Below are 11,149 nucleotides of genomic sequence, written 5' to 3' on the forward strand. Positions count from 1 at the left end.
GCTGCTCTTCACGACGCATGACAACGGAGCAGCACATGTACGAGGCGAACCAGGTCCGCATCCACGCCTATGGCGGACCGGAAGAAATGAAAACCGACCGGGTGACGCTGCCGCCGCCGGGACCGGGCGAGGTCCTGGTGCGGCAGAAGGCCGTCGGCATCAATTTCATCGACGTCTATCACCGCAAAGGCGTGTTCCCCATTCCGGCCCTTCCCGGCGCCATCGGCGTCGAGGCGGCCGGTGAAGTCGAGGCCGTCGGCGAAGATGTCATAGCCTTGCGGCCCGGCGATCGCGTCGCCTACGCCGGCCCGCCGGTCGGTTCTTATGCCGACGCGCGCATCGTCGCTGCCGAAAAGCTGGTGAAGATCCCGGACACGATCGGTTTCGACGATGCGGCGACGCTGATGCTGAAAGGCATGACCGGCCATATGCTGATGACCCGCGTCCGACCGCTCAAACAGGGCGACATCGTTCTCGTGCATGCGGCGGCCGGCGGGCTCGGCTCGATCCTGTGCCAGTGGGCGTGTGCACTCGGCGCGCGCGTCATCGGTACGGTTGGATCGCCGGCAAAGGTGGATGCGGCAATCGCACAGGGATGCTCCGACGTCATCCTCTACAAGCAGCAGGATTTTGCCGCCGAGACCCGGCGACTGACCGAGGGGCGCGGTGTCGATGTGGTTTATGAAGGCGTGGGCGGCGACGTGCTGGCGCGCTCGCTCGATTGTCTTGCGCCCTTCGGGCTTGCGGTCAATCTCGGGCAGGTCGGCAACCCGCTGCAATCGATCGAGCTGGCGGCCTTGGGGCCGCAACGCTCGCTGTCCGTCGCAGTGCCGGGCGTCTTTGCCCATCTGCGTACCACGCCCAACCTGCAGCAGGCCGCCGACGAGATGTTTGCGCTGGTGACCTCGAGCAGGATCAGCACCACCATCGGCCATCGTTACGGGCTGAGCGAGGCCGCCGATGCGCATCGCCTGCTGGAATCCGGCGCCTCGACCGGCGCCATCATCCTCGAAAGCTGAGCGAACCATGGCCCGCGCTACGCTTGCAACAGAACCCCGCCTCGTCGAGCGCTCGTTTTTCCCGTTCTGGCATGCGGCGATCATCCGCCATGCCGATCTCGATCCGAACAACCATGTCACCAACAGCGTCATTTGCGCCTGGTTCGATGACGGGCGCTACACGCTGCTGTGCGATGTCGTGCTGCCGCTCCTGGAGCCCGGCGACTATCCGGTGCTGGCCAGCGTCACCATCGATTTCCATCGCGAGATCCGTTTCAGAAGCACGCCGGAGATCGGCACCGCCGTGCATACGCTTGGAAACCGCTCGTTGAACATGGTGCAGGGCATCTTCTGCGATGGGGAATGCGTGGCGACGGCGACTTCCGTCACCGTGCTTGTCGATGGCAAGAGCGGCCGGCCCAGGCCTGTCGGTGAGGCAGTTGCGGCGGCACTCGGCGCCTTTGCCGGCCGGAAGGACGGCTGAATTGGTCTCCTGCCGGGGCCAGCGCATGGCTTGCCGCGACGGAGGCTGGCCGCTCTTATTTCCAACACAGACAGCACCGCCGACCGGGCGGCCATGAATGGAAACCGCGATGACGATGGATTCATTGTTTACGGCCGAGGAACAGGCCTTTCGAGACCGCGTCGGTTCGGCCCTGCGCGATATGCTGCCGGCCGACCTGGCGGAAAAGACCCGCAACTCGGTCCACCTGTCTCGCGAAGACATGGCGCGTTGGAACCGTATCCTGCACGGGAAGGGCTGGTCGGCGCATCATTGGCCGCAGGAGCATGGCGGCCCCGGCTGGTCGCCGATGGAGCGCTACCTGTTCGAGTCCGAATATGCCAATGCGGATGCGCCGCCGATCAGCGTCTTCGGCGTCTATCTCGTCGGCCCGACCCTCTACACCTTCGGTTCGCAGGCGCAGAAGGACCGTTATCTGCCGGGCATCCTTACCGGGGATGAGTTCTGGTGCCAGGGATATTCCGAACCCGAAGCAGGTTCCGACCTGGCGGCCTTGCGCACGACGGCACGGAAGACGGAGACGGGATGGGTGATCAACGGCCAGAAGGCCTGGACCACCGAAGGCCACTTCGCCGACCTGATGATCTGCCTTGCCCGCACCGATTCCACGGTCAAACAGCAGGCCGGCCTGTCCCTGTTCATCGTGCCGATGGATGCGCCGGGGCTTAAAATCTCGCCCGTCATCACCATCGATGGCGCCCACAGCGTCAACGAGGTTTTCCTCGACAATGTCGAGGTTCCCGAGGATGCGCTGATCGGCGAGGAGAACAAGGGCTGGACTTACGCCAAATTCCTGCTCAACCACGAGCGTACCAACAATGCCCAGGTGCATCGCTCCCGTCGTGAATTCGAGCGGCTGAAACGATCCGCCGCCGAGACGCTTGACGGCGACGGCCGGCCGCTTCTCGACAATCCCGCCTTTCGCCGGCGCTTTGCCATCATCGAAATGGAGGTGCGTGCGCTGGAGGCGACCGTGCTCCGGATCCTCGCCGTGCAGACGGGCGGCAAGGAGCCCGGCCCCGAGACCTCGATCGTCAAGGTGATCGGCTCGCGGCTGCAGCAGATGATCAGCGAACTCGCCATGGATGTTTTTGCAGAACGGGCGATCGCCGTACCGGCAAACGGGTTGAACGCGCCTTCGGATGCGGCAGCCTGGGCTGAACGGCATCTCTTCCGGCGGGTGGTGACCATCTATGCCGGTTCCAACGAGATCCAGAAGACCATTATCGCGCGCACCGCGCTTGGATTGTGAGAAGAACCGATGCGGCGTTCAGAAGAAAAGATGGAAGAAGACCGGCTGCTGCGTGACAGCGCACGCCGGTTCTTCGAAGAGCAGCGGGCGTGGAGCCCGACAGGAAAACACAACGGTCAGGCGGCCTATCTCGACATGGGCTGGCCGGGCATGGGATTGCCGGAAGAGCTGGGCGGAATGGGCGCCGATCTTTCCCAGTGCCTGATGGCGGTCGAGGAAGGCGGTCGAGTGCTGTTGCCCGACTGGCTGATCGACGATGTCGCCCTGACCGCCGGCCTTGCGCCGCTGTGCGACAAAAGCGGCATGGGCGACCTGCTGGGACGAGTGCCGTCCGGCTCGGTTCGTTTTGTGCTGGTGACCGGCGACCGGCGCCATCCGCCTCTTCGCCTTGCAAAGAATGGCACGGATGCAACCGTCACAGGCCGCAGCGGCCTCGTGCCGGATGCCCTGCGGGCCACGCATCTCCTCGTCTGCGCCGAAAACGCGGAAGGGGAGGCACAGCTCGCTGCCATCGCCGTTGATGCGGCCGACGGCGTCCATCGTGAAGCCTATCATCTGATGGATGGACGCAAAGCCGGCATCCTGTCCTTCGACGGCGCCGCCATACCCGCCGGCAATGTGCTGGCCAGCGGCGAGGAAGCCCGGCAGCGGATCGCCGAACTCACCGATCTCTGCACCGCCGGTCTTGTCGCCGATTGCATCGGCGCCCTGGATGCCGGGTTTTCGGCGACCATCGACCACCTGAAGACACGAAAACAGTTCGGCCAGCCGCTCTCCGCCTTCCAGGCCGTGCAGCACCTGATGGCCGATGCCTATTGCGACCGGGAAAACCTTCGTTCGCTCACCATCGCCATGACCGCCGCTTTCGATGGCCCGGCCGACGAACGCCGCAAGGCCGTCTCCGCCGCCAAGGCCTATCTCGGCCGCAACGGCCTGGCTGCCGCCAGCCGCTGCATCCAGGTCTGCGGCGGCATCGCCATGACCGAGGAATATTTCGTCGGCCACGTCTACAAGCGGCTGCAGACGACAGCCGCGCTCTTCGGCAATGCCGAAGATCATCTCGCCACGCTCATGTGAGCCGCCTGCCCCACGGAGAACACCATGAAACTGCCCCCCCTGGAAGAACGTTACGAAAAGCTGCTGATCACGCGCGAGGGCCGCAAGCTCACCATCACCATGAACCGGCCGGAATCGCTCAATTCTGCCGACACGCTGCTGCACGAGGAACTGGCGAACGTCTTCTACGACGTGGCGACCGATCCCCACAGCGACGTCATCGTCTTCACCGGTGCCGGCCGTGCCTTTTCCGCCGGCGGCGATATCCCGTGGATGCTGGATGCGATCGAAAATCCGGAAATGTTCGAGCAGACGGCGCGTGAAGCAAAACGCATCGCCTTCTCGATGCTGGAATTGGAAAAACCGCTGATCGCCAAGGTCAACGGCCACGCCACCGGCCTCGGCGCCACCCTGGCACTGCTCTGCGACGTCATCTTTGCGTCGAACACCGCCAAGATCGGCGATCCGCATGTTTCGATCGGTTTTGTTGCCGGCGATGGCGGTCCGGCGATCTGGCCGCAGATGATCGGCTACGCCCGCGCCAAGGAATATCTGCTCACCGGCGATCTCATTCCGGCAACCAAGGCGGCCGAGATGGGCCTGATCAACCATGCCGTAGCGCCGGAAGAGCTCGACGCAACCGTCGACGCCTTTGCGGACCGCCTGCTCAAGGGTGCGACCAAGGCGATCCGCTGGTCGAAGGTGGTGACCAACATGGAACTGAAACGCATCGTCCACGCCGTGCTCGACGCCGGCGTCGCCTACGAGGCGCTCAGCAACTATTCCCAGGACCATAAGGAAGCCGTCACGGCATTTCGCGAAAAGAGAAAACCGCAATTCACCGGCCGTTGATACGGCGCAGCGTGTAACGCTCAATGCAGAATGTCCGCGCGCTGCCGCCGCGGACATTTTTCGTTTCGGCCCTCAGGCGACGGCGCTCGCATAGCTGTCCCGGAAGGTGCCGACATGGCGGTCCATTGCCGCTGCCGCCGCTTGCGCATCGCGGGCCGTGATCGCCCTGACGATCTCGCTGTGATGTTCGAGCAGCAGCGCATCGCGCCCGCCGCCGATGCTGGGATCGGTCAGCGAATAGTTGAAGTAACCCATCACCACGTTTCGCAGCACTTCGGAGACGAACAGATGCAGGGCGCTGCCAGCCGCACGGGCGATGGTCAGATGCAGGTTCAGGTCGAGGTCGATGCGCCGTTGCGGCGTATGCGTCGAGCGGCGCATTTCCGCGAGAATGCGCCGCATGGCCAAAAGATCCGCCTCGCCGGCGCGAACCGCGGCCCGCCGCGCCGCCCAGACTTCCAGGTAATGGCGGATGGCGCACATGTCGCGGAAGCTCGGCACACCTTCGGCGGCGGCATCGGTCAGGCCATTCGCCAGCTGGCCGAGCGGCGGGTCGCTGACCGCATGGGTGCCCGACCGCTCGTTTGCCGCCACCAGGCCGTTCTGCTTGAGGATCGCCAACGCCTCACGGACGGAAACCCGGCTGACGCCGAACATGTCGGCCAGCCGCCGCTCGCTGAGCAGGCGGTCACCCTCCTCAAGCTGGCCGGTGGCGATCATGCCGGCGATCTCGCGGGCGATGGTGTCGCGCAGGTTGCCGGGTTGCTGCGCGGCAAGCTCACGCAGCAATTCGTCCTCCTCCAGGCTGCGAACCGGCGCGGATGGCAAGGGATGCAGCACCGCCCGCAGTAACTGGCTGCGCTCTGCCAGCGTCGCCCTTGCCTCGGACAGCTTTCGCCGGGCGATCTGGTTTGCCAGCCTGATGTTGATGCCTTCCAGCGCCTGCCGCGTCTCTGCCCCTGGCGGCGAGCGGTGGATGGCGTCGAAATAGGTGCGCAGACCCCGCGTCAGGTGCTGAATCAGCAGCGGGAAGACCGGGCTGCCGGTCAGTTCCGCCAGATGCACGCGCCATTCCACCTCGCGGTGACCCTGGCCATCGGCCGGCGCGCTCTGCAGCACGCTGCCGGCCAGCATGGCGAGGCCCTTGTCGGAGCCGTTGGCGATCGCACGTTCAACCAGCATGCCATCGAGAAAATCGCAGAATTCCGAGAGGTCGTCGAGGTTTTCGCGGTTGGCGCGCAACAGCGCCTCGATCCGGTCCGTTTGCGAAACGACACGCGTGCCCGATCCCTGCACCGCTTCGAGATAACCGATCGCCTTCAGCCGGTTGAGCGCCGAACGAACGCAGACGCGGCTCGCTGTCAGGGCATTGGCGATGCGCCGTTCCGGCGGCACCTGCGTTCCCGGCCGCAGGCGGCCGGTCGCGATCATCGCCAGCATGTTGACGGCCAGGCGATCGGAAAGCGCCGCCTTCTTCTGGATCTTCAGCCGCAGGCGCCCGGGTCGGCCGATCGATCGCACGTCGATCGGATTGGGGGTCTCCCCGCGCAGCAGCGACAGCTGCAATTCCAAAGTATCGATCAAAATCTTAACCTCCCGTTTCTGCCGGCCCAGCCCTGCGGAGAAAACCGCCTGCCGGATGCGCTCCTGCGCATTCACGCCGGACCTCCATCCGGCGTCAAAAACTTCGCTGCGTCAGCGAATGAATTGATCGACGAAACCTTCACCCAGCCCGACCGCCGTGTAGTGGCGCCGGCATAGATCGATCTTGGTGAACACGTCCTCGTATCCCAGCACCGCGCCATCCGGATCGACGTAGATCATCGCGCCGTTGACCTGGAACATGGTGATCATTTCCTCGGTAGGGCAATCTTGATTGGTCTTCCGACTCGACCAGCTTCAAGCGGTTCGTCGTGTCCATAGCGGTTCCTCCGGTCGCTGAGATGCGGTTACATTCACTGCATCGACTATCAACGTACAGCCTCCTCCCCAGGAACTCTGCGTTCACTACGGATATATGATACATCAACACTGAAAGAAATGTCCATGGCTAAAACTCTTCAGTACGAGCGGCCGAACGAGGAACCCTCCTTCCCTTACCTCCGGCAGAAGGCCCACCAGTTGCGTCGAAACATGCTGGAACAGGCGGCCGGCAAGGGCCAGGGCTATCTGGGTCAGGGTCTCGGCGTCGCGGAATTCCTGAGCGCGCTCTACTATCACGAGATGAAATTCGATCCGGCGCAGCCGGCGGCGGCCGACCGCGACCGCTTCTATCTATCGACCGGCCACTATTCGATCGCGCTCTGGGCGGTGCTGGCCGACCTCGGCATCATCGCCCACGAAGAGCTCAAGACCTATGGCGCCGACGAAAGCCCGCTGGAGATGAGCACGATCGCCGGCCGTGTGCCCGGCGTCGAGATGACCGGCGGCTCGCTCGGCCACGGGCTGGGCATCGCCGCAGGTGCGGCACTCGGGCTGCGGCTCAAGAAAAACCCGGCACGGGTCTTCTGTGAAATCTCCGACGGGGAGTTGCAGGAGGGCTCGACCTGGGAAGCGGCAACGGCGGCGGTCGCCTTCAGGCTCGACAATCTCATCGCCTTCGTCGACTGCAACGGCATCCAGGCGGACGGGCCGCTGGTGGTGCCGATCGAGCCGGTTGCCGACAAATGGCGGGCGTTCGGCTGGGCCGTGACGGAAATCGACGGCAATGCCATCGAGCAGGTTGTCGGCGCCATGCATTGGGCACGGGCGGAAAACGGCGTGCCGAAGATGATCGTCATGCGCACCCTGCCGGGCAAGGGCATATCCCGCCTGACGCAGCGCGAGAAGGCGCATTTCGTTCGGGTGGACGACGATGAATGGGACACGCTGCGCCGGGAATTGGAGGAAGAATACAATGTCTGACAGAAGAACACTCGGCATGGGCGAACTCGAAAAGATCGAGAACCGCCCGTTTGAAAAGGCCCCCTTCGCCCGCGGCGCCATGGCGGTCAACAAGAAACGCGGCGATATCGTCGTGCTGACGGCCGACCTTGGCAAATATACCGACGTCTATCCCTTCCGGGACGCCTATCCGGAGCATTATTACAATGTCGGCATGGCGGAACAGGCACTCGTCACCGTCGCCGCCGGCCTGTCGCATGCCGGCATGGTCGCCTACTGCACCACCTACGGCGCCTTCGCCACCCGCCGCGCCTACGACTTCCTGGCCATCGCCTGCGCCCATGGCAATGCCAACGTCAAGATGTTTGCCGGCAATCCGGGCCTGACCACCGGATATGGCGGCACGCACCAGGCGATCGAGGACCTGGCGCTGATGCGCGCCATCCCCGACATGACCGTCATCGACCCCTGCGATGCCATCGAAATGGCGCAGGTGGCGGAACAGGCGGCAGAGATCGAAGGCACGGTCTATTGCCGCCTGCTGCGCGGCAACGTGCCCGTCGTCTTCGACGAGACCTACCGTTTCGAACTCGGCAAGGCGAAACGCTTCGGCACCGGCACGGATATCGGCTTCATCTCCACCGGCTTCATGACCGAGCGCTGCCTGGATGCGGTGCAGGCGTTGCGCGCCCACGGCATCAACGCGTCGGTCCTGCATGTCGGCACCATCAAGCCGTTCGACGCCGCCGGCATTGCGGAATTCGCGCAGAGTGTCGACAAGGTGGTCACCGCAGAGAACCACATTCTCATCGGCGGCCTGACCAGCCTGGTGACCGATGCGCTCTATCGCAGCGGCACGCTCAAACCGATGCTGAGCATCGGCATTCCGGACCGGTTCATCGAATGCGGCTCCCTGCCCTACCTGCAGACCAAATACGGCCTGACGGCGGAGCGTGTCGGCCAGCAGGTGCTGGCATGGCTCGATGCCGCTGCACCGGTTGCGGCGACGTGAGGCCCTGATATGAGCGGCCAGGACAGTGCCGAGCCCCGGAAGCTTTTTCCGCGGCTCGTCCGCGATGGGCATCAGGCGGTCCCCTCCGCCTTACCCGTCACCCATTCTCATGCGGAAGGCATCGCCGAAATCCGGTTTACCCGACCGGAGCGATCGAACGCGCTCGATCTCGAAACGACCGCCGCCTTTGCGGAAGCCGTCGAGCGGGCGACATCGGAACCATCCGTAAAAGTCATCGTCGTCAGCGCGGAAGGCCGCAATTTCATCGCCGGCGGCGATCTCGATTATTTCCGGACTGCCGCCGACAGACCGGAAGCGGCGCGGCGGCTGATCACGCCGCTGCACCGGGCGCTTGCCGTGCTCGCCAATGCGCCACAAATCACCATCGGCAAGATCCAGGGAGCAGCGGCGGGCGCCGGCATGGCTATCGCGCTCAACCTCGATCTTGCCATCGCCTCAAGCAATGCGTCCTTCAATTTTGCCTATGCCCGGGTCGGCGCCTCACCCGATTGCGGCGGCTCCTGGATCCTGCCGCGGCTTGTCGGCCAGCGGAAGGCGCTGGAGATTGCGCTTCTGTCGGAAACCATCGACGCCCTGGAAGCCGCCCGGCTCGGCATCGTCAATCGGGTGGTTCCGCCCGAAACCCTCGACGATGAAGTCGCCGGGCTCGCAGCCCGGCTGGCCGCCGGCCCGGCATTAGCGCAGGATCACATCAAGTCGCTGATGCGTCAGTCCTTCGAACGGTCGTTCGAAGAGCAGCTTGACGACGAGCTCGCCGATTTTTCCGACTGTGCCGCAACCGCCGATTTCTCCGAGGCCATCCGTGCCTTCTTCGAAAAACGGCCGCCGGCCTTCGCCAAAACCTGCAAAGGCCCGGGCCTGCGGTCATGAGGGGGGCCTGCCGCGGATACTTGCATGCTTAGCTGCGCAGCATTTCCGCTGCAATCGCCTCCGACTCGTCGCGATCGCTTGCAAGGCGCTTCGGAAAGGGCAGGAATTTTTCCACCACGGGGAAACGGCCCGTCAGCAAGGCGCGCAGATGCGGGTCCTGGGTGATGTAGACATATCCGGCGCACCAGGTGCACAGCTCGTTCCTGTGCCGCTTCAGCCAGATCATCGACTGCTTCTCGTCTTCATGCGGTTCGTCGTCATGGTCATGCCCGGCCGGGGTCCAGACGATGACAAAATGCTGCTTCTGGTCGACGATGGCTTGCAACGAATTGAGGACCCGGTTGACCCGGTCATGCTCGCCGAGATCAGGAAAGCGGGCCTGGACTATAGGCCATCCGCTAATGTCGAACAGATCGGGGTCGGGAAAGGGGGCGGTGAAGGCCATGAGGGTCAGTTTTCACTCCTGAAAATACGCGGATTGGCGGCAAGCAGGACGACGACGAGGATGACGGCGCCGACGCCGTAGAAGGTGCTCCAGTCGACACGGCCGGCCACCTGCGCGGCGACGATGGTGAGAATGGTGCTGGCAAGCCGGCTGATGCCGTAATAGGCGGCATAGTCGGTCGCGGGCTGGTCGCTCGCCGACCAGCCGAGGATTTTCGCCATCAGCGTCACATAGATGCCGCTGATCGCGGCCCCCATCAGGATGCTGCCACCGATGGCCAGTGAACCGTCCGAAAGCAGGCTTGCCAGCAACAGCAGCACGACGGACAGGCATCCGGCGATGCTGAAGACGAGATAGGTGACGGAAAGGCCGAACCGCGCCATCAGCGGCATCGACACGAAGGAAACCAGTAGCATGCTGACGGGGCCGAGCGTTCCGACGACCCAGCCGATCCGCTCCAGCGGCACGCCGATATCCACCAGCATGATGCGGTTGAGGCCGGCGAGCGGAAAGATGACACAGGAAACGGCGGTCACCAGAGCCAGGCGCCGTCGCCGGTCGGAAAGCAGCAGGACACGCAGCAGGCTGGGTTTTTCCGATACCCGGGCTGCGGCAGCGGACTGCCGCCGCTCCCCGATCGCCAGCAGCGGGATCAGCAGCACCGTCATCAGACCCGCCAGCAGCAGGAGGGTCGTCGTCCAGCCGTAACGGCTGAAGAAAACGACGAAAGCACCGTTGCCGATCATGGCACCGGTGGACAGGGCCGCGAGTTTCAGACCGGAAGCCAGCGGGCGTCTGCCCGGCTCGATCCTCTCGACAGCAAACGCGTCGAGCGCCGTGTCCATGGTCGCCATCGCCAGCGTCACGGCAAAGCCAAGGCCCGCCAGCAGGGCGACCGGCCATTGCCCGCCCAGCGCAACGAGTACGATGGCGGTGATGGCGATCGCCTGCATCGCGACGATCCAGCCGGTCCGGTGCCCGAACACCGGCAACCGCATCCGGTCTATGTAGTGCGCCCACAGGAAGGCCATTCCGAACGGCAGATAGAAGGCATAGATCCATCCGACGGCGCCGATGTCATGCCCCTGCTGGCGCAAGACGGGCGGCAATCCCCCCTGGACCGTGCCCAGAACCGCGCCGAAACCGACATAAAGCGCATTGGCGGCAACGAGGGCGGCAAACTGGCCGGATCGCCCGGCGGAAGGGGTGCTCTCATGTGCGGAAACGCTGGTCACGG

11 protein-coding genes and 1 pseudogene are annotated in these 11,149 nt (G+C 64.2%); 8 read left to right on the forward strand and 4 right to left on the reverse strand.

Annotated features, from left to right (window positions below):
• The first annotated feature begins 35 nt into the window (after positions 1–35).
• The 5 genes from DEM27_RS12525 to DEM27_RS12545 all read left to right on the forward strand — a co-directional run bounded on the left by DEM27_RS12525 (position 36) and on the right by DEM27_RS12545 (position 4,681).
• A complete protein-coding gene (locus DEM27_RS12525; protein WP_109458562.1) occupies positions 36–1,019 on the forward strand; it encodes a quinone oxidoreductase family protein in 984 nt (327 codons plus the stop codon).
• 7 nt (positions 1,020–1,026) lie between these two features.
• Complete coding sequence (locus tag DEM27_RS12530; protein ID WP_165823408.1) at positions 1,027–1,482, forward strand: acyl-CoA thioesterase; 456 nt, start codon at positions 1,027–1,029, stop codon at positions 1,480–1,482.
• Between the two features lie 109 nt (positions 1,483–1,591).
• The gene (locus DEM27_RS12535) at positions 1,592–2,773 is read left to right on the forward strand and encodes an acyl-CoA dehydrogenase family protein (RefSeq protein ID WP_165823409.1); all 1,182 of its coding nucleotides are present in this window, start codon (positions 1,592–1,594) and stop codon (positions 2,771–2,773) included.
• A gap of 9 nt (positions 2,774–2,782) precedes the next feature.
• On the forward strand, positions 2,783–3,850 hold the full coding sequence (locus DEM27_RS12540) for an acyl-CoA dehydrogenase family protein (protein ID WP_109458565.1): 1,068 nt from the start codon (positions 2,783–2,785) through the stop codon (positions 3,848–3,850).
• Between the two features lie 24 nt (positions 3,851–3,874).
• Positions 3,875–4,681, forward strand: a complete 807-nt coding sequence (locus DEM27_RS12545; protein ID WP_109458566.1) for an enoyl-CoA hydratase/isomerase family protein — start codon at positions 3,875–3,877, stop codon at positions 4,679–4,681.
• Positions 4,682–4,753: 72 nt separating this feature from the next.
• Here DEM27_RS12545 and DEM27_RS12550 read toward each other — a convergent pair whose 3' ends face one another.
• On the reverse strand, positions 4,754–6,265 hold the full coding sequence (locus DEM27_RS12550; RefSeq protein ID WP_128755495.1) for a FadR/GntR family transcriptional regulator: 1,512 nt from the start codon (positions 6,263–6,265) through the stop codon (positions 4,754–4,756).
• 111 nt (positions 6,266–6,376) lie between these two features.
• Positions 6,377–6,541: pseudogene (locus DEM27_RS12555) on the reverse strand (cupin); the annotation flags it as partial.
• 186 nt (positions 6,542–6,727) lie between these two features.
• Here DEM27_RS12555 and DEM27_RS12560 point away from each other — a divergent pair.
• From DEM27_RS12560 to DEM27_RS12570, 3 genes are read left to right on the forward strand one after another with little or no spacing between them, the layout of a single operon-like run.
• Complete coding sequence (locus DEM27_RS12560) at positions 6,728–7,585, forward strand: transketolase (protein ID WP_109458672.1); 858 nt, start codon at positions 6,728–6,730, stop codon at positions 7,583–7,585.
• Entirely contained in the window at positions 7,578–8,576 is a 999-nt protein-coding gene (locus DEM27_RS12565; RefSeq protein ID WP_109458568.1) for a transketolase family protein, read from the forward strand. Before DEM27_RS12560 ends, DEM27_RS12565 begins: the two co-directional genes overlap by 8 nt.
• A gap of 9 nt (positions 8,577–8,585) precedes the next feature.
• On the forward strand, positions 8,586–9,467 hold the full coding sequence (locus tag DEM27_RS12570) for an enoyl-CoA hydratase/isomerase family protein (protein ID WP_109458569.1): 882 nt from the start codon (positions 8,586–8,588) through the stop codon (positions 9,465–9,467).
• A gap of 28 nt (positions 9,468–9,495) precedes the next feature.
• Here the strand turns inward: DEM27_RS12570 and DEM27_RS12575 are convergent, their stop codons facing one another.
• Positions 9,496–9,912 (reverse strand): hypothetical protein, encoded by a 417-nt coding sequence (locus tag DEM27_RS12575; RefSeq protein WP_109458570.1) that lies wholly within the window; start codon positions 9,910–9,912, stop codon positions 9,496–9,498.
• Between the two features lie 5 nt (positions 9,913–9,917).
• Positions 9,918–11,147: an MFS transporter gene (locus tag DEM27_RS12580; RefSeq protein WP_165823410.1), complete on the reverse strand. Its 1,230-nt coding sequence runs from the start codon at positions 11,145–11,147 to the stop codon at positions 9,918–9,920.
• Between the last annotated feature and the right edge of the window lie 2 nt (positions 11,148–11,149).

Origin of the sequence: Rhizobium album, from assembly GCF_003122325.1 — a bacterium.
GTDB classification, from domain to species: domain Bacteria; phylum Pseudomonadota; class Alphaproteobacteria; order Rhizobiales; family Rhizobiaceae; genus Metarhizobium; species Metarhizobium album.